The sequence below is a fragment of the Halococcus saccharolyticus DSM 5350 genome (assembly GCF_000336915.1).
Lineage (GTDB): Archaea > Halobacteriota > Halobacteria > Halobacteriales > Halococcaceae > Halococcus > Halococcus saccharolyticus.
The window spans coordinates 128,797-150,347 of the sequence record NZ_AOMD01000030.1; the positions used below are offsets into that span (position 1 = coordinate 128,797).

Annotated in this window: 20 protein-coding genes; 15 read left to right on the forward strand and 5 right to left on the reverse strand. The window is 66.2% G+C overall.

The features are described 5' to 3' along the window. Window positions 1-6: 6 nt before the first annotated feature. From C449_RS14260 to C449_RS14270, 3 genes are all read left to right on the forward strand, one after another. Window positions 7-1,302, forward strand: coding sequence for an amidohydrolase family protein (locus C449_RS14260; RefSeq protein WP_006078741.1), 1,296 nt, complete (start codon window positions 7-9; stop codon window positions 1,300-1,302). 197 nt (window positions 1,303-1,499) lie between these two features. Further along, on the forward strand, window positions 1,500-2,144 hold the full coding sequence (gene rdfA / locus C449_RS14265) for a rod-determining factor RdfA (RefSeq protein ID WP_049914280.1): 645 nt from the start codon (window positions 1,500-1,502) through the stop codon (window positions 2,142-2,144). Further along, window positions 2,141-3,925 carry an archaea-specific SMC-related protein gene (locus tag C449_RS14270; RefSeq protein ID WP_006078743.1) on the forward strand — a complete coding sequence of 595 codons (1,785 nt, stop codon included), beginning with the start codon at window positions 2,141-2,143 and terminating at the stop codon, window positions 3,923-3,925. Before rdfA ends, C449_RS14270 begins: the two co-directional genes overlap by 4 nt. 44 nt (window positions 3,926-3,969) lie before the next feature. Here the strand turns inward: C449_RS14270 and C449_RS18395 are convergent, their stop codons facing one another. After that, complete coding sequence (locus tag C449_RS18395) at window positions 3,970-4,824, reverse strand: hypothetical protein (RefSeq protein WP_006078744.1); 855 nt, start codon at window positions 4,822-4,824, stop codon at window positions 3,970-3,972. Window positions 4,825-4,921: 97 nt separating this feature from the next. After that, a complete protein-coding gene (locus tag C449_RS14280) occupies window positions 4,922-5,098 on the reverse strand; it encodes a 30S ribosomal protein S17e (RefSeq protein WP_006078745.1) in 177 nt (58 codons plus the stop codon). A 122-nt stretch (window positions 5,099-5,220) separates the two neighbouring features. Between C449_RS14280 and C449_RS14285 the strand changes: the two genes are divergently transcribed. From C449_RS14285 to C449_RS14300, 4 genes are all read left to right on the forward strand, one after another. Continuing rightward, complete coding sequence (locus C449_RS14285) at window positions 5,221-5,766, forward strand: (2Fe-2S)-binding protein (protein ID WP_006078746.1); 546 nt, start codon at window positions 5,221-5,223, stop codon at window positions 5,764-5,766. Further along, the gene (locus tag C449_RS14290; RefSeq protein WP_006078747.1) at window positions 5,759-8,197 is read left to right on the forward strand and encodes a xanthine dehydrogenase family protein molybdopterin-binding subunit; all 2,439 of its coding nucleotides are present in this window, start codon (window positions 5,759-5,761) and stop codon (window positions 8,195-8,197) included. The genes C449_RS14285 and C449_RS14290 overlap by 8 nt, the downstream gene beginning before the upstream one ends. A gap of 227 nt (window positions 8,198-8,424) precedes the next feature. Further along, window positions 8,425-8,988, forward strand: a complete 564-nt coding sequence (locus C449_RS14295) for a (2Fe-2S)-binding protein (RefSeq protein ID WP_049914282.1) — start codon at window positions 8,425-8,427, stop codon at window positions 8,986-8,988. Continuing rightward, entirely contained in the window at window positions 8,985-11,429 is a 2,445-nt protein-coding gene (locus C449_RS14300; RefSeq protein ID WP_006078749.1) for a xanthine dehydrogenase family protein molybdopterin-binding subunit, read from the forward strand. Before C449_RS14295 ends, C449_RS14300 begins: the two co-directional genes overlap by 4 nt. 88 nt (window positions 11,430-11,517) lie before the next feature. On the opposite strand, the gene C449_RS14305 is transcribed toward C449_RS14300, so the two are convergent. Beyond that, window positions 11,518-11,745 carry a hypothetical protein gene (locus C449_RS14305; RefSeq protein ID WP_006078750.1) on the reverse strand — a complete coding sequence of 76 codons (228 nt, stop codon included), beginning with the start codon at window positions 11,743-11,745 and terminating at the stop codon, window positions 11,518-11,520. A gap of 234 nt (window positions 11,746-11,979) precedes the next feature. Between C449_RS14305 and C449_RS14310 the strand changes: the two genes are divergently transcribed. After that, on the forward strand, window positions 11,980-12,315 hold the full coding sequence (locus C449_RS14310; RefSeq protein ID WP_006078751.1) for a hypothetical protein: 336 nt from the start codon (window positions 11,980-11,982) through the stop codon (window positions 12,313-12,315). Between the two features lie 60 nt (window positions 12,316-12,375). Here C449_RS14310 and C449_RS14315 read toward each other — a convergent pair whose 3' ends face one another. After that, window positions 12,376-13,971 carry an acetolactate synthase large subunit gene (locus tag C449_RS14315; protein ID WP_049914284.1) on the reverse strand — a complete coding sequence of 532 codons (1,596 nt, stop codon included), beginning with the start codon at window positions 13,969-13,971 and terminating at the stop codon, window positions 12,376-12,378. A gap of 129 nt (window positions 13,972-14,100) precedes the next feature. On the opposite strand from C449_RS14315, the gene C449_RS14320 reads away from it, so the two are divergent. From C449_RS14320 to npdG, 7 genes are all read left to right on the forward strand, one after another. Then, window positions 14,101-15,546 (forward strand): NCS2 family permease, encoded by a 1,446-nt coding sequence (locus tag C449_RS14320; RefSeq protein ID WP_006078753.1) that lies wholly within the window; start codon window positions 14,101-14,103, stop codon window positions 15,544-15,546. A gap of 92 nt (window positions 15,547-15,638) precedes the next feature. Next, a complete protein-coding gene (locus C449_RS14325; RefSeq protein WP_006078754.1) occupies window positions 15,639-17,102 on the forward strand; it encodes an NCS2 family permease in 1,464 nt (487 codons plus the stop codon). A 97-nt stretch (window positions 17,103-17,199) separates the two neighbouring features. Then, window positions 17,200-17,571, forward strand: a complete 372-nt coding sequence (locus C449_RS14330; RefSeq protein WP_006078755.1) for a DsrE/DsrF/TusD sulfur relay family protein — start codon at window positions 17,200-17,202, stop codon at window positions 17,569-17,571. After that, window positions 17,568-17,921 (forward strand): DsrE family protein, encoded by a 354-nt coding sequence (locus tag C449_RS14335; protein WP_006078756.1) that lies wholly within the window; start codon window positions 17,568-17,570, stop codon window positions 17,919-17,921. Before C449_RS14330 ends, C449_RS14335 begins: the two co-directional genes overlap by 4 nt. Before the next feature lies 1 nt (window position 17,922). Further along, window positions 17,923-18,168 carry a hypothetical protein gene (locus tag C449_RS14340; protein WP_006078757.1) on the forward strand — a complete coding sequence of 82 codons (246 nt, stop codon included), beginning with the start codon at window positions 17,923-17,925 and terminating at the stop codon, window positions 18,166-18,168. After that, entirely contained in the window at window positions 18,165-19,745 is a 1,581-nt protein-coding gene (gene yqeB, locus C449_RS14345; RefSeq protein ID WP_006078758.1) for a selenium-dependent molybdenum cofactor biosynthesis protein YqeB, read from the forward strand. The genes C449_RS14340 and yqeB overlap by 4 nt, the downstream gene beginning before the upstream one ends. Before the next feature lie 67 nt (window positions 19,746-19,812). After that, window positions 19,813-20,481 carry an NADPH-dependent F420 reductase gene (gene npdG / locus C449_RS14350; protein ID WP_006078759.1) on the forward strand — a complete coding sequence of 223 codons (669 nt, stop codon included), beginning with the start codon at window positions 19,813-19,815 and terminating at the stop codon, window positions 20,479-20,481. 55 nt (window positions 20,482-20,536) lie between these two features. Here the strand turns inward: npdG and selD are convergent, their stop codons facing one another. Then, entirely contained in the window at window positions 20,537-21,550 is a 1,014-nt protein-coding gene (selD, locus tag C449_RS14355; protein ID WP_006078760.1) for a selenide, water dikinase SelD, read from the reverse strand. Between the last annotated feature and the right edge of the window lies 1 nt (window position 21,551).

Here is a 21,551-nt window from a genome sequence, read left to right on the forward strand (position 1 = left end):
GGAGTGATGTTGCTGAACGCAGGCACGCTCGTCACGATGAACGACGAGCGCGACGTACGCGAGGAGGTCCACGTCGTCGTCGAGGACGGCGAGATCGTCGGGATCGAGGACGGGTACGCGCCGGGCGACGCGATCGACGCCCGCGACGAGGTCGTGATCCCGGGGCTCGTGAACTGTCACACCCACATGTACGCGCTTCCGATCCGCGGCGCGCCGCTCGACGTCGCCCCGCAGAGCTTCTACGAGGCGCTCACCGACATTTGGTGGGAGGTCGACGAGGCGTTCACCGAGGAGGACGCACGGCTGTCGGCGCTCGGTTCCTGTGCGGAGATGCTCGCGGGCGGCGTGACGAGCTTCTGTGACAACTACTCCGGGCCGAACACGCTGCCCGGCGCGCTCGACGCGGTCGCCGACGGCGTCGCCGCGACCCCGATCCGTGGGCTGATCACCTTCGAGACCACCGCCCGCAACTCCGAGGACGAAGCGATGGCGGGTCTCGACGAGAACCAGCGGTTCGTCGGGGAGGGCGAGGACGAGTACGACCGCGTGAACGGCCACTACTGCCTCCACACCCTCTTTACCAACACTGAGGACGTCGTAGTCGAATGTACGGAGCGGGCGCAGGCCGATGACCGGCCGGTCCAGATCCATCTCGAAGAGGGTCGGATCGACGTCCATCGATCGATCGAGGAGTACGGCGAGCGCCCGGTGCAAGCCCTCGAATCGATGGGCTTTCTCGACGCCGACGTGATAGCGGCCCACTGCGTCCACGCGACCGACGAGGAGATCGAGATCCTCGCAGACCACGACGCCCGCGTGGCGCACAACCCGTACTCGAACGTCAACAACGCCGTCGGGATCGCGAACGTCGAGAAGATGCAGGCGGAGGGGATGACCATCGGGATCGGTGACGACGGCTGGGATCCCGACATGTTCGAGACGATGCGGTCGGCGGTCGGGATCCACAAACTGAAGCAGCACAACCCGAGCGGGTTCGATGGCGCGAAAGCGCTCGAATGGGCGACGCGGGGCAGTGCGGCCGTCATGGGGATGGACGACAGCGTGGGATCCATCGAAGAAGGCAAGCGCGCGGACTTCGTCACGCTCGATCTCGGCCCCAACCCGGTGCTTCCCGAAAGCGCGCCGTACTACGTTGTGAGTGCTGCGAGTCGCGGCGACGTCACCCGTACGATCGTCGACGGCAGCGTGGTCTACGAGCGCGGTGAAGGTGTCCATAGCGTCTCGTCGGACGATCTTGCCGCCGTTGGCGACGCGAGCAGCCGGCTGTGGGAGCGGCTGTAGTCCCTTCTGACCGCGTTTCGAACACCGGCTCGTCCGCCGTAGCTGCTGCCGTCTAGCCGTCCCGACTCCTTCACTCCGGTTTTATACAGTCTAAGGGTGTGAAAAGAGACCGTGTATCGACTTGTTTTCGCTCTAGGTCCGGCGGCATGTGTACGATTCGTTAGCCATATATGTACATCCCGCATAGCGAGGAGCGAATGAGCGCAGAATCACGCTGCAAAGTCGAGCGCAACGCCGAGCGCTACGACCTCACCGTCCCGTCGACCCACGATTCCGTCGACGACTATCTGCTCTTCCGGTGGCTGGGGCACGGCGATCGGGCTGCGGAGGGGTATCGATCGCTGACGGAGTGGTTCAACAAGCGACTGCTCCGGGCCAGTTACGACGAACACGGCCGGGAGACGCTCGCGACCCAGCTCGACGCCGATCACGCGATCCTCACCGGCGACGACGACCTCGAACGCGCGGAGCTCATCGACGTCCTCGCCGCGACGGGCATCGACGGCGAGGCGCTCCGCGACGACATGATCTCGTGGGGAACGATGCGCAACCACCTCAACGACTGTCTCGGCGGTGAGAAAGGTTCCCCGGAGGCTCGAACCGACTGGGAGCGCGAGAGCGTGCGGATCGCTCGCGATCGGACGGCAGACCGGGTCCGCGAGGCGCTCGGGGCGCTCGCCTCGAAGGACGACCTCGACGGCGGCGAGGCCGCTACGGTCGAGGTCCAGGTCCAGCTGACTTGTGGGGAGTGCCCGCGCCGGGTGCCGCTCGACACGGCGCTCGATCGGGAGTACGTCTGCGCCGAGCACCACGACCGCGTGCCGAGCGAGGAAACACCATGACCTGGCATCTCGATATCGAGAACATCGCGGGGATCCGTCACGGGACAGCGACGCTCGAACCGGGCCTCGACGCGATCCGCGGTACGAACTGGGAGGGGAAATCGAGCTTCATCCAGGCGCTCGAAACCGCACTGGGGGTGGCGTCGCCGCTCACCGAAGGCGCTGACAGCGGCCACGTGGAACTCGACGCGGACGACGCGTCGATCGCGGTCGAACTGGTTCGGGACGGCCGGACCGTCCGGCGGGAGGGATCACCCTACCTCACCGACGAGTACGACCGCAAGCGGGCACGGCTGTTCGCCTGCCTCGACGAGCGCAACCCGGTCCGTCAGGCGGTCGACGCCGGCGAGAACCTCGAAGCGGTTCTGATGCAACCGCTCGACATCCAGAACATCGACGAGGAGATCGGGAGCCTGAAACACGAACGTGAGCAGGTCGAGGGGGAGCTCGCGCAGGCGAACGAGGCCGCGGACCGAATCCCGACCGTTCGCGACGAGATCGAGCAGCTCGAAACCGAGATCGAGGATGCGAAGGGACGGATGAGCGAACTCTCGACCGAGGACGACGGTTCGGACGAGCGCGACCGGCTGAGCGAGCTCCGGGCCGAACGCGACCAAGTCGCCTCGCGGATCGATCGCTTCGAGAACACCGTCGAACGCACCGAGGCGACGCTCGCAGACAAACGGGAGGAGCTCGAATCGCTCACGATTCCGGAGGAGTCGTCGGTCGAGGAGGACCTCGCCGACGCCCGTGAGGAACTCCAGAGCGTGAAAAACGACGTCGACCTCCTCCAGTCGCTCTACTCGGCCAACCAGCGCGTGCTCGAAGAGGATCGCCTCGGCCTCGTCACCGACGTCGACCACCAGCTCACCGACGACGCGGTCGCGTGCTGGGTCTGTGACAGCGAGACGTCGCGCAGCCAGATGGAGGCCCGGGTCGACGCGCTCGGCGAGCGCGTCACCGACCTCCGCTCGGCGGTCGATACCCATCGAGACACCGTCGATCGACTCGAAGCCCGTGCCGAGGAGTTCAACCAGACCAAGCGACGCGAGCGCGACCTCGAGGAGGCGATCGCGGACCACGAATCGAACGTCGCCGACCGCCGTGATCGGCTCGCGGAGCTGCGGACACGGCGTGACGAGCTCGACGACGAAATCGAGACGCTCTCGACCGAAGTCTCGGCGACCACCGACGAGCTCACCGACCTCGAAAGCGAGGTCAAGTACCGCGAGATGGAACTCGAGGAGTACCGCGACGAACTGGCAACGCTCGAAACCCGCGCCGACCGCGCCGACGACCTCGAAGCCGAACGCAAGCGCCTTTCGACCGAGATCGCGGACCTCCGCAACCGGAAGGCCGAGGTGAAACGCCGCACACGCGAAGCGTTCGACGACGCGATCGGCGAGATCGTCGCCCGGTTCGAGACCGGGTTCGAGACCGCTCGCCTCACGGCGAACTTCGATCTCGTGGTCGCCCGGAACGGCCGGGAAGCACAGTTGAGCGCGCTGAGCGAGGGCGAGCGCGAACTCCTCGGGCTCGTCGCCGCGCTTGCGGGCCACGCCGCCTTCGAGGTCGGCGACACCGTTCCCTGCCTCCTCGTCGACGGCGTGAGCAGCCTCGCGGACGAGAACCTCCACACCCTCGTCGAGTACCTCCGCGATCGGGCGACGTACATCGTTTTCACTGTCCACCCGGAGTACACGGCGTTCGAGGGCAACGAGATCGAACTCGACGACTGGACGGTCGTCTCCGACGAGCGGTCGGTCACGGCTCCCCAGTAAACTGCGGACGACGACTCCCTTTCACCCAGCGCCAAGGACGGTGGCTACTCCACCCGCTGCACGGCCCGTTCCAGAATGAGTTCGGCGACCGTTTCGGACTCGATCGTCTCCACCCGTCCCTGCTCGTCGTCCGTTCGCCCCGCCTCGGGAGCCGACTCGTCCTCGTTTGCGGGGAACCGACGCACTCGATACGAGTCGACGTCAGTCCGGTTGTTCGAGAGGCGCTCGACGACGGTAAAGCGCTCGTCGGTTCGGGTATCGATGTACGTCCCGTCGACCTCGAACGCGACGATGGGCACGTCGGTCGGCCACTCCCACCCGAACTCCCGGACGTACCGATCGATCCGCCAGACGAGGCGGTCGACCGACGTGTCCTCGGCACTGTCGGTCTCGCTCGCCACCACAGCCGCCGTCGACGCCTCGCGAAGGGCGCGGTCCCAGTAATCGGTCACACAGGTTTGAAGATCGTCGACGAGGGTCCCGTCGACGAGCCGCTCCTCGATCGGGTAGCTCAGGTCGATCGCCACGAGAGCGTGCTGGTCGAGCTGGGTGAGACACTGCTGGCACTCGATCTCGAAAACCTCGACGGAGAGCGGCGAGTTCACGGTGACGTGGGCGATCTCGTTCTCGCAGTTCGGACACCAGAGAAAGAGCACGCCGTTGTCGGGTCGGTCGAGCTCCGCCAGCACGGTGAGACCCGGTATCGCTGGCTCCCCGGTGTCGACCGTCGGTGGCTCGGCCTGTTGCTCCGTCGTCTCCTCATCGAGATCGACGTGCTGGGCGAGGCGACGGTCCTTCAGCAACGATTTGATGACCGAATCGTGCGAGGAGTGCGACTCCGCGTCACGAATCGCCTCGATCCGTTCTTTGGTCCACTCCCGTACACGGACTGTTGGCATACCGTATGCGTATTCGACACACTGGTATAATCCCTTCTCTTCATTACCGGTCGTGATGCGTGATCGAATCGGGAGCCGACGACTCCTCGATCCCCTCTTAGTCGCTCGTTCTGGTGACGTAGCCCGCGATCCGGTTTCTGACTCGGCGGGATTCGACGCTGGTCAACTCCTCGACCGCCTGTTTGTTCGACTCGAAGTCGGTCGTGAACCGATCGGGATTGCGTTGTTTCAGGGAGTCGCCGATGTCGATGATGTCGTGTGGATCGATCGTCATACGGTACCACCGGTCCCGTGAACGGGAATAAACCTTCGGGAACGACCACACCCATAGTTATTTGTATCCGTATTGCATTGCGTCACCTACGTGTGTGCCCATAGCACACCGGAGTGATTACCGTGGAAATCGAGTTCACACTCAACGACGAACGGACGACCTTCGACGCCGGCGCGGACGAGCTGCTCGTGACGGCGCTTCGGCGTGAGGGATATACGGGCGTACAGTGTGGCTGTGACGGGGGCGTCTGCGGCGCGTCGAAGGTCCTCGTCGACGGCGAGGCACGGATGGCTTGTGGGATGGACGCCGCCGACGCTGGCGGCACCGAGATCGAGACCATCGAGGCACTCGGCAGCCAGGACGATCTCCATCCGATCCAGCAGGCGTTCGTCGACCACTTCGCAGTCCAGTGTGGGTTCTGCATCCCGGGGATGATCATGCAGGCGAAGGAGCTGCTCGCGGCGAACCCCGATCCCTCCGAACGGGAGGTCCGCGAAGCCATCGACGACAACGTCTGTCGATGTACCGGCTACCAGAAACCCGTCGAGGCGATCCTCGACGCCGCAGAGCGGATGGACGGCGACGACGGCGCGAGTGGTCAGCGATCCGTCGCGACGGATGGAGGGAACCCCACTGACGGCCACGAACGAGGTGATTTCGATGAGTGAGAACGATCCGAAACCCGACGGTGGAACCGCATCGCAATCGTCGTCGGTCGAGCGCGAGGCGCTCGACGATCATCCTCTCGAATGGGACGAGCCGGAGAACAACCGGAAGGCCGACGACGAGCGCCAAAGCGTCTCCCGACCCGCCGAGAAGGACGACGACCGCAAGCTCGTCACCGGCGAGGCGAAGTACACCGCCGACTACGAGGAACAGTTCCCGGATCTCGCCCACGCCGCGGTCGTTCGCAGCGAGATCCCCCACGGCCGCGTGACGGCGATCGATACGGACGCCGCAGAGTCGATGGACGGTGTTCACGCCGTCCTCACGCCGTGGTCCGATGGCTGTCCCGACGCGAAGTACACCAGCGCCGGCCAGTCCTATCCCGAGCCCAGCCCGTGGGACATGAACGTCCTCAACGAGCACGTCCGGTACGTCGGCGATCCGATCGCTGCCGTGGCCGCCGAGGACGACGAAACCGCCACGGCGGCGGTCGAGACCATCGGGGTCGAGTACGAGGAGTACGAGTACGTGCTCGATCCCGAGGAAGCGTTCAGCGAGGACGCGCCACAGCTGTTCGCGGACGAGGACGTCGAGAACGAGATCGTCGGCCACGACTACGACCGCAACCGGATGTCGAACATCGAGGGCGAGCTCGGTGACGTCGCGGCCGCCTACGACCGTGAGGACACCCACGTCCACGAAACCGAGTGGTCGACCATTCGTCAGTCACACGCCCAGGTCGAGAAACACACCTCCCTCGCGTACACCGACGAGGACGATCGCCATGTCCTCATCACGAGCACCCAGGTGCCGAACCACACTCGTCGCCAGCTCGCGCACCTGTTCGACGTCCCGGTTCGGGACGTCCGGGTGACGAAACCCCGCGTCGGCGGCGGGTTCGGCGGCAAACAGGCGATGGTGGTCGAGCCGATCGCGCTCGCACTCTCGCTCGCGGCCGACAGACCGGTGATCTACGAAGCCAGCCGCGCCGAAGAGTTCCAGGCGATGCGCTCGCGCCATCCCATGCGGGTACGCGCCCGTTCGGCGGTCACCGACGACGGCGATATCGAAGCACTCGAACTGTACGCCCTCTCGAACACGGGCGCGTACGGCAGCCACGGCATGACCGTCGCGGGCAACGTCGGCAGCAAGCCGATGCCGCTGTACTCGAAGGTTCCCAACGTCCGGTTCGAGGCCGACATCGTCCACACCAACACCCCCCAGACCGGCGCGATGCGTGGCTACGGCGCGCCGCAGGGCACCATCGCGCTGGAGGGCCATCTCGACGAGGTCGCGCGGGACCTCGATCTCGATCCGATCGAATTCCGCCGGGATCACTACATGGAGGTCGGCGATCTCGACGAGATCGCGGGCATGATGGGCGGTGAGGGGGCCGAACGCCGCATTCGATCCTGTGGACTCGACGACTGCATCGAGCGTGGGAAAGAGGCCATCGGCTACGACGAGATCGAACAGCCCGAGGCGGAGCATCGACACCGCGGGATCGGAATGGCGCTCTCCGCGCAGGGCACCGGCGTCGCGGGCGACGAACTCGGTGGGGCGCAGATCATGATGAACGAGGACGGCTCGTTCCACCTCCAGGTGGGCGGGGTGGACATCGGCACCGGGGCCGACACCGCGTTCATCCAGATCGCGGCCGAGGTGCTCGGGTGTGACGAGCGTGACATCGTCATCAAGACCTCCGACACCGACAACACCCCGTTCGACTACGGGGCGTACGCCTCCTCGACCACCTATATCTCCGGGATGGCGGTCAAGAAAGCGGCCGAAGATGCCAAAGAGCGGATTCTCGACTGGGGCTCCCGGCTGCTCGACGAGCCCGTCGAAGACCTCGACACCGCCGACGGCGAGGTGTACAGCGAGGCGACCGGCGAATCGGTCTCGCTCGAAGACGTCGGCTACGAGTCGGTCTACGGTGACGAGGACCGCGAGCACATCCTCGGCAAGGGCAGCCACTCGACCGACGAGAGCCCGCCGCCCTTTGCGGCCCAGTTCGCCGACGTGACGGTGGACGCAGAGACCGGCGAGTTCGAGGTGAACAAGCTCGTCGTGGCGGTCGACTGCGGCGTCGCGATCAATCCCGGCATGGCCGAAGGGCAGGTGGAGGGCGCGAACCACATGAGCTACGAGCTCGCAGTCAACGAGGGGATCACCTTCGACGACGAGGGCCGCGCCGAGGTGGCCGACTTCGACGAGTACGACTTCCCGACTGCCGCCGAGTCGCCGCCCATCGAGTCGATCCTCGTCGAAACTCACGAGCCGACGGGCCCCTTCGGCGCGAAGTCCGTCGCCGAGGTGCCGACCAACACCGTTCCGCCCGCGCTGAGCAACGCGGTCCGCGAGGCGGTTGGTGTCCGGATCGACGAGATGCCGATCACGGCAGCGAAGATCAGATCGCGACTCGACGAGTAGACACGCTCCCGATCACCGTTTTCGCTCGCTGTGTGCCCGTCGCGTGTGTTTTTCGCTCCCCGCTGTCCGGATTGCGGTGAGCCGCGTGGTTCCCACCGCTCGCAACCGCCCGGGACGACGATCTTTATTCCATCGCAGATGATGACCGAGCTTCAACAGTCATTTTATACGCCCCCCTCTCGAACGACAGGGTAGCCAGTACAGATGGTGGCAAGGGTGACACTACGATGCAAGTGAATATCAAGCTCAACGGGAACGCGAAACAGTTCGATGTATCGAAGACCGACAGCCTCCTCGACGCACTCAGAAAGAACGGGTACACAGGTGCCAAACGCGGGTGTGACACCGGTGCGTGCGGATTCTGCACGGTCGTGGTCGATGGCGAACCGGTCAACTCCTGTGTCACGCCGGTCGCGAAAGCCGACGGCGCGACGGTCGAGACGATCGAGGGGCTCGGCAGTCAGTCGAACCTCCACCCCGTCCAGCAGGCGTTCGTCGATCACTCCGCGCTCCAGTGTGGGTTCTGTATCCCGGGGATGATCATGCGCTCGAAGGCGCTGCTCGAGGAAAACCCCGATCCCACGGAGGCGGAGGTCCGGGAGGGGCTCTCGGACAACCTCTGTCGGTGCACCGGGTACAAGAAGATCGTTGAGGCGGTGCTCGACGCCGCCGAACGGATGGGGGATGACGGCACGGGCGGCCAGCAATCCGTTGCGACGGATGGCGGGAAGGCAGACGGATTCGTCGCCAAGAACGGCGAGTGCTGCGGCGAGGGGGGTGAGTGCCGATGAGCAAACCCGACCAGCCACCCGAGGTCGACGATGACGACGGTGTCGTCGATCTCGAAAGGGAGGACCACCCGATCGAGGGAGACGAAGCAGCAGACAACCGGACGGCGGCCGACGAGCACGAGACCATCACCACTGAGACCGAGAAGTACGACGCCCGGAAGATCGTGACCGGTGAGGCGCGCTACACCGCCGACTACCGGAATCGGTTCCCGGACCTCGCCGCGGGAAAGGTCGTCCGAAGCGACATCGCCCACGGCTACGTCACTGACATCGACACGAGCGACGCCGAGGCGATGGACGGCGTTCTCGCCGTCATCACGCCGTGGGACGACGTGGTGCCCGACACGCTCTACTCTCCGTCGGGACAGTCCTATCCCGAGCCGAGCCCGTGGGACACGACAGTGCTCCGCGAGCACGTGCGGTACGTCGGCGACCCGATCGCGGCCGTCGCTGCGACCGACACCGACACCGCCGATCGTGCAGCCCGAAAGATCACCGTCGAGTACGACGAGCGCGAGGCGGTTCTCGATCCGGCCGACGCGACCGATCCCGACGCACCGCGGCTGTTCGAGGAGGACGAAGTCGAGAACGAACAGGCCGGTGCGGACTACGAGCGCAACCTCGAATCGCACTTCGAGGGCGAGATCGGCGATCCCGAGCGCGTGTTCGAGACGGCCGACGCGGACCGAGTTCTCGAAACCGAGTGGGAGACACCCTACCAGTCCCACTGCGTGCCAGAGCCCCACACCACCATCGCCTACACCGACGAGGACGACCGGTACACCTTCATTACGGCCACGCAGGTGCCGTTCCACACTCGTCGGCAGCTCGCACACCTCTTCGACGTGCCGATCCGCGACATCCGGGTGACGAAACCCCGTGTCGGCGCGGGCTTCGGCGCGAAGCAGGAGATGGCGATCGAGCCGATCGCGTTCGCGCTCCACCGGAAGGCGGGGGTGCCGGTAAAGCTTGAGATGACCCGTCAAGAGGAGTTCACCGCGCTCCGATTCAGGCATCCGACCGAACTCAAGTTCAGAACCGCCGTCGACGACGACGGCGACCTCGCGGCGATGGACCTCGACGCCCGCGAGAACTCCGGAGCCTACGGCACCCACGGGATGACGGTCGCGGGCAACATTGGTACGAAGGCGCTGCCGCTGTACCCGCGCGTGCAGGACGTCCGGTTCGCGGCCGACATCGTCCACACCAACCTCCCGATGGGGGCGGCGATGCGTGGCTACGGTGCGCCACAGGGGATGTTCGTCGTCGAGGGCCACATGGACGAGCTCGCGCGGCGACTCGGCGAGGACCCCATCGCGTTCCGGAAGCGACACGCCGTCCGGGAGGGTGACCTCGATCGGACCGCGGCGATCATCAAGGAGGGCGAGCGTTTCAACCGCCGGATCAGATCGTGTGGAATCCGCGAGTGTATCGAGCGCGGGAAGGAGGCCATCGGCTACGACGACCTCGAACAGCCCGAGGAGGACCATCTCCATCGGGGGATCGGGATGGCGCTGTGTGCCCAGGCCAGCGGGGTTGCGGGCAAGGAACTTGGGGCCGCTCAGCTCAAGATGAACGAAGACGGTTCGTTCCACCTCCAGGTGGGTGGGGTCGACGTCGGCAGCGGCAACGACACGATGTTCACCCAGATCATCGCCGAGGTGCTGGGCTGTGTCCCCGAAGACGTCATCGTCAGGTCCTCGGACACCGATCTCACGCCTCACGACTACGGCGCGTACGCCTCCTCAACCACCTACATCAGCGGCCGCGCGGTCAAGAAGGCGGCCGAGGACGCCAAAGAGCGCCTCCTGTACTGGGGCGCGAAGATGCTGGACGAACCCGTAGAGAACCTCGAAACGGGCGGCGGCGAGGTGGTGAGCGAGGCGACCGGCGAATCGGTCACCCTCGAAGAGATCGGCTACGAGTCGACGTACGGCGACGACGAGCGCGAGCAGATCATGGGCGGCGGCCATCACTCGACCGACGAGAGCCCGCCGCCGTTCGGCGCGCAGTTCGTCGACGTCACCGTGAACGAGGAAACCGGCGAGTTCGATCTCAACGAGCTGGTGTTCGCGGCGGACTGTGGCGTCGCGCTCAACCCGCCGCTGGTCGAGGGGCAGATCGAGGGTGCCCAGCACATGAGCCTCGAACTCGCCACCAGCGGCACGCTCGAGTTCGACGAGGACGGTCAGCCCGAGACGCTCGGCTTCCGGCAGTACGGGATGCCCCGGACGACCGACCACCCGCCGATGGAGACCATTCTCGTCGAGACCCACGAGCCGACGGGCCCCTTCGGCGCGAAGTCGATCGGCGAACTCCCGACCAACGGTGTGCCGCCCGCACTGAGCAACGCGGTCCGTGACGCTGTCGGTGTCCGGATCACCACACTCCCCATCACCACGGAGAAGGTGAAGCGAGCGCTCGACGCGAGCGACGACTGACGATCCCGCTGGGGACCGTCGTTCTTGGAAGAACCGTTTTGCGACGAAGCTGACGAAGCAACTCCTTCCAGTCGAACCTCGATACGCTTCAGACCGGCGCTTGGGAGCTCACGGGCGGATCGACCCGGCGGAGTTCGTAATACGACGTGAACTTCACCGCGTCGTAGCCGGTGAGTTCGTTCGCGGTTTCGAGCCCGACTGACGTGGTGGCGTCCTCCCGAACGAGGCGCGCGAGGCTCTGTTTCGCTCGCTCCGAAAGCTCGTCGTAGTGACAGACACTGGCGTCTTCGGGGACGGTACCGACCTCTCTGGACATGATTCTAGCACCCATGGTGCGGTCTCACACTCGCGTTTTCCGTCGAGGCTCTTGAAGATGTCGTTCCGCCGACCGGCCACGAGCCGCCAGTCGATGCGCCGACAGCGACGCAACGGTGGGGAGGGAAGGAGGTAGGGGGGAAGAGGGACAGTGAGGCAGCCGAACGCGTGGTGTCGCCGCATCGCCGGCCAGCACAGGGACAACGGTTTAGTGGCTGCTCCCGGGAGTAGGGATATGAGCCGGTCAGCCCTCACGACGTACCTCGTCCTTCGCGAGCTCGACGAACCGATCGACCGAGCGGCAGTCGACTCGGTTCGCGATCGGATCGAGGACGGCGTGCGCGAGGTTCTCAGGAGTGGCGTCGAGCTAGAGTGGGACCGGACTGACGTATTGGCGAACCACGACGGCGAGATCGTCGCTCTCCTCGACGAGTTCCGTCTCGACGGGGCCGACGCCGAGCGGGTCTTCGACGACCACGCCGACGCCGCCGAAGTGCCGATGACGTCGGTCTGGGCGCTCGACGACCGCATCGACGGCGAACACGTCGAGCGACGCAAATCGCGGCGGTAGAACGAGCCCGATCGGCAGTGACAGTGCGGTTCGGTTCCTGATTCGTTCGTCGATGGACCGCTACTCCACCGGCACTTCGACGAGCGCGATGTCGTCGTCGGGAACGACGCGAGCGAGCACGTCGTCGAGCTCGTCCCAGCTCTCGGGGCGGTACCCCTCGATCCCGAAGCTCTCGGCGAAGGTGACGAAATCGGGGTTGGTGAGCTGCGTACCGGTACTCTCGCCGCGGTGCTCGGCCTGCTTTTCCGAGATCAGGCCGTAGTCGTTGTCGTTGTAGAGCAGGATGGTAAACGAGCAATCGAGCCGGGTCGCGGTCTCGATCTCGGCGGCGTTCATCAGGAAGCCCCCATCGCCGGTGGCGGCCACCACGTTGCCGTCGATCGCGAGATCGGCGGCGACCGCACCGGGGACCGCGATCCCCATCGTCGCCAACCCATTGGAGATGATGCAGGTGTTCGGCTCGTAGGTCGGATAGTCCTGGGCGATCGCCATCTTGTGACTGCCCGTATCCGAAATGAGGACGTCCTCGTCGGCCATCGCATCCCGGAGCAGTGGGAGCGAGCGCCGGACCGAGAAGGCGTCGTCGCTGTTGGGTCGGCCGAACTTCGCTGCGACGACGTCTTCGCGGATGGAGGCGTACCACTCGGGATCGGTGCCGATGTCGTCGCCGTACTCCTGGATCGCGCGCAGCCCCGCGGAGACGTCACAGACGATCTCGACGTTCGGGTTGTAGTGGGCGTACACCTCGGCGGGCTCGAAGTCGAGATGGACGATCCGCTTGTCGCCTGCGGGGTTCCAGTCTTCCGGATCGTGTTCGGCGATGTCGTAGCCAACCGCGAGCACCGCGTCGGCCTTCCTGACGGCGTCGGCGATCCGGGTGCCACCGCCCGCTTCGGCTTCGTACTGGAGCGCGAACAGCGAGTGGTCGTCGGCGTCCGAGACCGCACCTTTCCCCATGTAGGTGGCGACCACCGGAACGTCGGTCGCGTCGACGAACGACCGGAGCCGTTCCGATGCGCGAGTGCGGATCGCCCCGTTGCCCGCGAGCACGATCGGCCGGTCGGCGTCGGCCAGCAACGAGACCGCACGCTCGACCGCCGTTTCGTCGGGGCTCGGCCGCCGGATCCGGCTCCGCGTCGGTAGTGGAGAGGCATCGGTCTCCGTTCCCGCCACGTCCTCGGGAAACTCGAGATGGGTCGCGCCGGGCTTTTCGTGTTCGGCGAGTTTGAACGCTTTTCGTACCGACTCGTGGACGATTTCGGGATCCGAGATCTGGGTGTTCCACTTCGTGATCGGCTCGAACATATCGACGATGTCGAGCTTCTGGTGGCTCTCCTTGTGGAGGCGTTCGAGCCCACCTTGACCGGTGATCGACACCACGGGACTCTTGTCGAGCTGTGCGTCGGCGACGCCCGTCATGAGGTTGGTCGCACCCGGGCCGAGCGTCCCGAGACAGACGCCCGCATCGCCGGTGAGTCGGCCGTAGACGTCGGCCATGAACGCCGCGCCCTGTTCGTGGCGGACGGGGATGAACTCGACCGACGAATCCCGGAGCGAGAAGAGGAGCTCCTCCAACTCCTCTCCGGGGAGGCCGAAGACGTGATCGGTCTCTTCGACTTCGAGGCATTCGACGAGGAGATCGGCTGCGGTCTGCATGTGCCGCGCTACACCCAGCAGGTACATTAGTTCGTCGCTGGCATGCGAAGCCACATCACTTCCACCTTTCTCGGTCCCTGTTGTCTCATCACAACTGTTAAATCGGATGGTGTGGTGTGTCATAACGGCATGGCCGATGGCACGGAATCCGCAGTCGGCAGTAGCGACGCGACCATCGATCTCTCGGTGTTCGCCGACTACTTCGGCTTCGCGGAGCACGGAACTGACCTCAAGACCGAGGTGCTCGCCGGCGTAACGACGTTCGTAACGATGTCGTACATGGTGGTGGTCATCCCCGCTCTCATGGTGGGAACGAGCGGGAAACCGGGGATCACGGTTCCCGGCTACCCGCCGGGTGCGGTCCAGCAGATGCTCGCGGTCGCCACCATCTTCACCGCCGCGGTCGCGATCTTCGTGATGGCCTTCTACGCGAACCGGCCGTTCGCCCAAGGTCCGGGACTCGGTCTCGCGACCTTTTTCGCGTTCACCGTGGTCGGCTCGATCGGCGTTCCGTGGCCGACGGCGCTCGCGGCGGTGTTCGTCGAGGGAATCCTGTTCATGGTCCTCACGATCACCGGCGCGCGGAGCCTCATCGTGAACGTGCTTCCGTCACCGGTAAAACACGCCATTGGGACCGGGATCGGCCTCTTCCTCGCCGTCATCGGGCTCTCGGAGATGGAGGTCATCGTTCCCGATCCCGGGACGATCGTCGCGCTCGGGGAGATCGCGACCAACCCGGTCGCGCTGCTCTCGGTGGCCGGGCTCTTCCTCACGCTGATGCTCTACGTGCGCGGAACGACGGGCTCGATCATCCTCGGGATCGCCGTCACCGGCGGGATCGGCTACCTCGCGACCTTCCTCGGCGTCGTTCCGGAAGGAGTGCTCGCGCCCCAATCGCTGCCGAGCGCCCAGTACAACATCGCGCCGCTGCTCGGCACGTTCCTCGACGGGTTCGCCGACGTCGACGGACTGACGTTCTCGCTCATCGTGTTCACGTTCTTCTTCGTCGACTTCTTCGACGCTACCGGCGCGATCACCGGTGCCGCACAGGCGGGCGACATGCTTGACGAGGACGGAAATTTCCCCGACATCGACGAGGCGCTGATGGCCGACGCGGTCGGCACCACGCTCGCCGGGATCCTCGGCACGTCGGCGGTCACGACCTACCTCGAAAGCGCGATCGGGGTCGACGAGGGCGGACGGACCGGGATGACCGCGATGGTCGTGGGGGTACTCTTCCTCATGACGCTCGCGTTCGTCCCGCTCGCGGCCGCGATCCCGGTGTACGCCTCCCACCTCGCGCTGGTCGTCATCTCGTTGCTGATGCTCAGAAACGTCGCCGAGATCGACTGGGACAACCTGACTCATGCGATCCCCGCGGGGTTCACCATCCTCGTGATGCCGCTGACGTACTCGATCGCGTACGGGATCGCTGCCGGGATCATCGCGTACCCGCTGATGAAGACCGCGGTCGGCGAGTTCGACGACATCAATGTGGGCCAGTGGCTGCTCGCGGGTGCGTTCGTGGTCTACTTCTTCGTCCGTACCGGCGGCGTGATTCAGGGATCGATGTAGCGCCTGGTTCGCGTGCTCTCGGGGATCGTCGGGTTGAATGGCGACGAACCATCCAAAGAATTAAAAGGACTGGTGTAATGTGTCTCGGTATCATGGCAGACGATACCGGATCGGCGTCGAGGGGTAGCGACGGGAGTGGCGGGACGAACGACTCGGTGTTCGCGCGGTTCTTCGGGTTCGCCGAACACGGCACCGACCTCAGGACCGAAGTCCTCGCGGGGATCACGACGTTCCTCACGATGTCGTACATCGTGGTGGTGAACCCCTCGATCATGACGGATCAGCCCGGCGACGACGGATTTCAGGACGGGATCGCGATTCAGGGGTACTCCCCGGACGAGGTCGAGCAGATGCTCGCGGTCGTCACGATCCTCGCGGCGGCGGTTGCGATCTTCGTGATGGCCTTCTACGCGAACCGGCCGTTCGGCCAGGCACCCGGATTGGGACTCAACGCCTTCTTCGCGTTCACCGTGGTCGGTGCGCTCGGTATTCCGTGGGAGACGGCGCTCGCGGCGGTGGTCACCGAGGGCGTGCTGTTCGTCCTCCTGACGGCGGTCGGGGCGCGCGAGTACGTCATCAGACTGTTCCCCGAACCGGTGAAGTTCTCCGTCGGCACCGGGATCGGCCTCTTTCTCGCGATCATCGGGCTCCAAGAGATGGGGATCGTCGTCGACGACGCCGCGACGCTCGTGACGCTCGGCAGCGTCGCGTCGGACCCTGCCGCGCTCCTCGCGGTGCTCGGCTTCTTCCTGACGGCCGTACTCTATGCCCGCGGGATCAGGGGATCGATCGTGATCGGTGTCGTTCTCACGACGGTCGCGGGGTATCTCGCGACCACCGCCGGATTCGCCGAACCAGGTGTACTGTTTCCCGAGTCGCTGCCGAGTCCACAGTACGACATCACGCCGCTCGTGGGTGCGTTCATCGAGGGCTTCGGGAACGTCGACGCGTTCGCGTTCTCGCTCGTGGTGTTCACGTTCTTCTTCGTCGACTTCTTCGACACGGCGGGCACGCTGGTCGGCGTCGGCCAGGCCGGCGGCTTTCTCGACGACGACGGCAACCTGCCCGACATCGACAAGCCGCTGATGGCCGACGCGATCGGCACCACGATCGGCGGTATTTTGGGTACGTCGACGGTCACGACCTACGTCGAGTCGGCGACGGGCGTTGAGGAGGGCGGTCGGACCGGGATGACCGCACTCGTGGTCGGCCTCCTGTTCCTCGCGGCGCTGGTCGTCGTGCCGCTCGCGGCCGCGATTCCCCTCTACGCCTCCCACATCGCGCTGGTGGTGGTTGCCCTCCTGATGCTCCGGAACGTCGTGGAGATCCAGTGGGGCAATATCGCTCACGCGATCCCCGCGGGGCTCACCATCCTCGTGATGCCGCTGACGTACTCGATCGCGTACGGGATCGCTGCCGGGATCATCGCGTACCCGCTGATGAAGACCGCAGTCGGCGAGTTCGACGACATCAGCCTGGGCCAGTGGCTGCTCGCGGGCGCGTTCGTGGTCTACTTCTTCGTCCGTACGAGCGGCACGCTCCAGGGTGCGGTGTAGATTTCCGGCCATTCTCCCGTCACTCGGGACTATCGTCTCCGTTTCGAACCCTGCTCGGCGAGCGAACGGTTTTAGGGGCGGGTTCCGTAGGGCGGGTATGACGAGGCTCGGAATCCTGCTTACCGGTGGGCCATTCGACAGCGAGCGCTGGCGGACGGCCTACGAACTGGGCCGTGCAGCGCTCGCCGCCGGTCACGAGGTGACGTACTTTCACTACCTCGACGGGGCGCTCGTGCCGGTCGCCGATCAGACCTTCCCCGACTGCGCCGACGGCGGCCTGTTCGACGAGATGCCCTCCGAGAAGTTTCAAGAACTCGTCGATCGTGGGGCCGAGGTGATCTGCTGTGGGCTCTGTGTCGACGCGCGCGGGATCGACGCCGCAACCGACTACCCCGACGGCGTCGAGGTCGGACTCCTCCCGGATCTCGCCGACCTCCTCGGCGAGGCCGACAGGGTGGTGTCGCTGTGAAGCGCGACGTCGCCGTCCTCCTCACGCGCGCGCCCTACGGCCGGGTCCACGTCCCCGAGGGACTGCGTGCGGCCCGCGGGGTCGCCGCCGGGTTCGATCGCCACGATGTCACCGTGGTCTTCACCGAGGATGCGGTGTACGCCGCCCGTGAAGCGGTCGATCGTGCGGCGCTCAACATGCCAGGCCACATCGAGGACCTCCTCGCCGAGAACGGTCGGATGGTCGCCGATCGCGAGGCACTCGCGGTCCGTGAGGTCGACGAACGTGAACTCGCCGACGACGTCGAAGCGGTGTCGGGCGATGCGGTCGCACAGATCATCCAGGATGCGGATCACACGATGGATTTCTAACATGCTATATCTCATCGACAAACCGCTCGCTGACCTCGGCCTCCGGACCGCAGCGCGCGACGACAACGCACGGATCGTCCTGATCCAGGACGGCGTGTTGCTCGACCCCAATCTCGACGTCCCGATCTACGCGGTCGAACGCGATGTCGACGTTCGCGGCGTGGACCTCCCGGACGGCATCGAACCGATCACCTACGAGGACCTGATCGAGCGCCTCTTCGCCAACGAGGTGAAGACGTTCGCATGAGCGTCTTCGAGCGTGCGCACACGCTGGCCGAGCGCGGCGAGTCGGTCGCGCTGCTCACGGTCGTCGGCAAGGACGGCAGCGCGCCGCGGGAAGTGGGCGCGCGCATGCTGGTGACTGACGACGACGAGTACGGCACCATCGGCGGCGGCAGCGTCGAGGGGCTCGCGATCGACGCCGGCCGAGCAGTGCTCGACGGCGACGAGAAGCCGGGCGTGCGGACCTACGAACTCCATCCCGACGGAAACACCGGGATGGTCTGCGGGGGATCGATGGACGTGTTCGTCGATCGGCTCCGTGGACGAAAACGCCTCGCGATCGCCGGTGGCGGCCACATCGCGACCGAACTCGCTCCGCTCGCCGAGCGGCTGGGCTACGACGTGACCGTGATCGACGACCGCGAGGAGTACGCTGACGGGGAGCGCTTCCCCGACGCCACCGAGGCGATCCACGGCGACTACGGCGCGGCGCTCGCCGACCTCGCGCTCACCGACGAGAGTGCGGTCGCGGTGGCGACCCGGAGCGGGACCTTCGACGCACGCGCGGTCGGCGCGGCGCTCGACGCCGGCGCGGGCTACGTCGGCCTCGTGGCTTCCGCAACGAAGGCGGACCACGTCCTCGACTCGCTCGCCGACGACGGCTACGCGTGGTCCGATCTCGCGCGCGTCCGCGCGCCGATCGGCCTCGATCTCGGCGGCGGTAACCCTGCTGACGTCGCGCTCTCGGTCCTCGCGGAGATGAGTCGGGATCGCCACGGCGCGTCGGGCGACCGGATGGCGACGCTCGCCCTCGACGACTGTGTCGTGGTCCGCGGCGGCGGCGACCTCGGCAGCGGCGTGGCCTACCGCCTCCACCGCGCGGGCTACCCCGTGGTCGTGACCGACGTCGAGCAGCCCACCGTGGTCCGCCGGGCGGTCGCGTTCGGGACGGCGATCTACGAGGGCGAGGTGAGCGTCGAGAGCGTCGTCGGCCGACATGTAGGGGGCATCGACGACGCGATCGGCGTGCTTCGTGATGGCGACGTGCCGGTGCTCGCGGACCCTGAAGGGGCTGTCATCGACGAACTCGATCCTGAAGGGGTGGTCGATGCGATCATGGCGAAGGGCAAGTACGACACGGGCACCCGACGGGCGGACGCGGACGTCGTGATCGGCCTGGGGCCGGGGTTCGAGGCTGGCACGGACGTCGATGCGGTGGTCGAGACCGATCGCGGCCACGAGCTCGGTCGGGTGTTCTACGAGGGCACCGCGAGCGCGTACGACGGCGAGCCGGGAACCCGCGAGGGGTACACCCACGAACGGGTGTTCTACGCGCCGACCGCGGGCGTGTGGGAGCCGACGGTCGAGATCGGGGAGTGCGTCGTGGCGGGCGATCGGCTCGGAACGGTCGCGGACGACTCGGTCGAGGCCGAGATCGATGGCCTGGTTCGGGGATTGGTCCACTCGGGCGTCGCGGTCGAGGAGGGGACCAAGCTCGGCGACGTCGATCCCCGTGGCGAGGCGGTCGACTACCGGAAGATTTCGGACAAGGCGCTGTGTCTCGGCGGCGGGGTGCTCGAAGCACTACTTCAGTTGGAGTGAACCCACGCCGATCCGTGCATACTGCCGGAGACGGTACGTTTTTGCTACCGTCGGGCGAGGAGCGAGTATGCGAGTCGCACTACTCGGCGGTACCGGCGACATCGGTGAAGGCATGGCGCTTCGATGGGCACGCGACACCGACCACGAGATCGTGATCGGGTCCCGGAACGCCGAGAAAGGCGAGTCTCGCGCGGCCGACTACCGGGATCGCCTTAGCGAGCGCGGCGTCGACACCGACGTTTCGGGAACCGACAACGCCAATGCCGCGGCGGGGAGTCGGATCGTCGTGGCGAGCGTTCCACCGGCGTACGCCGCCGACACGATCGAGGCGGTGCGCGACGACCTCGCCGAGGAGGCGATCGTCGTCAGCCCCGCGGTGGCGATGGCGCGCGACGAAACCGGCTTTCACTACGACACGCCGGAAGCGGGCAGCGTCGCGGAGACGGTCGCGGCCGTCACGCCCGACGAGGTGCCGGTCGTCAGCGCGTTCCAAAACCTCGCGGCGGGCGCGCTCACCGATCTCGACCGCGAACTCGATCTCGATGTCGTGGTCTCGGGCGACGACGCCGACGCGAAGGGCGTCCTCATGGAGCTCGCCGAGGAGATCGAGGGACTGCGCGCGCTCGACGCCGGCGCGCTCGCGAACAGCGCCGAGATCGAGAGCATCACGCCGCTGCTCATCAACCTCGCAATGAACAACGACGGGATGCACGACCTCGGCGTCCGGTTCCAGTAGCCGCTACCGCAGCTCGAACGATTCTTCGGACGACAAAAACCACGGCGAGCGTCGCCTACCGCTGCACCGGTTCGATCGTCGCACCGTCGAGCGAGACGCCGCTTCCCTCGCGAACGGTGCCAACGTGATGGAAGAAGACATCGCGGTCGGCGAACGCGTGTTCGAGGTCGCCTGCGCGGTCGTCGGGCACCGCCACGAGCAGCCCGCCGCTGGTTTCGGCGCTCTCGCCGTCCTCTAGTCCGTAGCCGAACAGCGCCGAGAGCTCGGGCGTACCGTCGATGACCGGCAGCGTTTCGATCTCGATCCCGACGCCAGCGCGCTCGGCCATCACGGCCGCCTGGCCGGCGAGGCCGAACCCGGTCACGTCGGTCGCCGCGGACACCTCGACCTCCCGTATTGCGCGTGCCGCCGCACGATTCGGCGTCGTCATCCAGGACAGCGCCTCCGTGCCGACCGTCTCGACCTCGCGGGTCGCAGTCTCGCGCACGAGGTCGGCGAACTCGCCGTCGCGCACGCGGAGCGCGCCCATCGCAGGCTGGGTCCCGAGCGGTTTGGTGAGGTAGAGCCGATCGCCTGGCTGTGCACCGTCGGCGGTGAGCAACGCGTCGGGCGGCGCGACGGCGTCGACGGCAGCCCCGGCCAACGGCCACGGATTCAGTACCGTGTGGCCGCCGGCGACGACACCGTCCATCCCCTCGATCGCGTCGGTGATCCCTGTGAGGATTTCGGCGGCGACGTCGGTGAGGTCACGCGGGAGGCCGAGGACACAGAGCGCCGAGAGCCCGTCGACCGCGCCGGTCGCGAACGCGTCGCTCGCGGCGTTGCACGCCGCGACCCGGCCGAAGTCGTAGGGATCGTCGATCACGGGCGTGAAGAAATCGATCGTCGAGACCAGCGCGAGGTCGTCGGTGAGCCGTCGGGCGGCGGCGTCCTCGCCGACGCCGAACAGCAGGCCGTCTTGATCGGCGTCGAGCCCCGTCTCGGCGAGCAGCGATTCGAGGTCGGCGCGGCCGACCTTGCACGAACAGCCGTGGAGTTCGGCGTGGTCGGTGAGTTGAGGCGATCCCATC

What these genes read in the sequence shown, in the direction of transcription:
- C449_RS14260 (WP_006078741.1), top strand. Translation starts at nt 7, where the DNA reads ATGTTGCTGAACGCAGGCACGCTCGTCACGATGAACGACGAGCGCGAC.
- rdfA (WP_049914280.1), top strand. Translation starts at nt 1,500, where the DNA reads ATGAGCGCAGAATCACGCTGCAAAGTCGAGCGCAACGCCGAGCGCTAC.
- C449_RS14270 (WP_006078743.1), top strand. Translation starts at nt 2,141, where the DNA reads ATGACCTGGCATCTCGATATCGAGAACATCGCGGGGATCCGTCACGGG.
- C449_RS18395 (WP_006078744.1), bottom strand. Translation starts at nt 4,824, where the DNA reads ATGCCAACAGTCCGTGTACGGGAGTGGACCAAAGAACGGATCGAGGCG.
- C449_RS14280 (WP_006078745.1), bottom strand. Translation starts at nt 5,098, where the DNA reads ATGACGATCGATCCACACGACATCATCGACATCGGCGACTCCCTGAAA.
- C449_RS14290 (WP_006078747.1), top strand. Translation starts at nt 5,759, where the DNA reads ATGAGTGAGAACGATCCGAAACCCGACGGTGGAACCGCATCGCAATCG.
- C449_RS14295 (WP_049914282.1), top strand. Translation starts at nt 8,425, where the DNA reads ATGCAAGTGAATATCAAGCTCAACGGGAACGCGAAACAGTTCGATGTA.
- C449_RS14300 (WP_006078749.1), top strand. Translation starts at nt 8,985, where the DNA reads ATGAGCAAACCCGACCAGCCACCCGAGGTCGACGATGACGACGGTGTC.
- C449_RS14305 (WP_006078750.1), bottom strand. Translation starts at nt 11,745, where the DNA reads ATGTCCAGAGAGGTCGGTACCGTCCCCGAAGACGCCAGTGTCTGTCAC.
- C449_RS14310 (WP_006078751.1), top strand. Translation starts at nt 11,980, where the DNA reads ATGAGCCGGTCAGCCCTCACGACGTACCTCGTCCTTCGCGAGCTCGAC.
- C449_RS14315 (WP_049914284.1), bottom strand. Translation starts at nt 13,971, where the DNA reads ATGCAGACCGCAGCCGATCTCCTCGTCGAATGCCTCGAAGTCGAAGAG.
- C449_RS14320 (WP_006078753.1), top strand. Translation starts at nt 14,101, where the DNA reads ATGGCCGATGGCACGGAATCCGCAGTCGGCAGTAGCGACGCGACCATC.
- C449_RS14325 (WP_006078754.1), top strand. Translation starts at nt 15,639, where the DNA reads ATGGCAGACGATACCGGATCGGCGTCGAGGGGTAGCGACGGGAGTGGC.
- C449_RS14330 (WP_006078755.1), top strand. Translation starts at nt 17,200, where the DNA reads ATGACGAGGCTCGGAATCCTGCTTACCGGTGGGCCATTCGACAGCGAG.
- C449_RS14340 (WP_006078757.1), top strand. Translation starts at nt 17,923, where the DNA reads ATGCTATATCTCATCGACAAACCGCTCGCTGACCTCGGCCTCCGGACC.
- yqeB (WP_006078758.1), top strand. Translation starts at nt 18,165, where the DNA reads ATGAGCGTCTTCGAGCGTGCGCACACGCTGGCCGAGCGCGGCGAGTCG.
- npdG (WP_006078759.1), top strand. Translation starts at nt 19,813, where the DNA reads ATGCGAGTCGCACTACTCGGCGGTACCGGCGACATCGGTGAAGGCATG.
- selD (WP_006078760.1), bottom strand. Translation starts at nt 21,550, where the DNA reads ATGGGATCGCCTCAACTCACCGACCACGCCGAACTCCACGGCTGTTCG.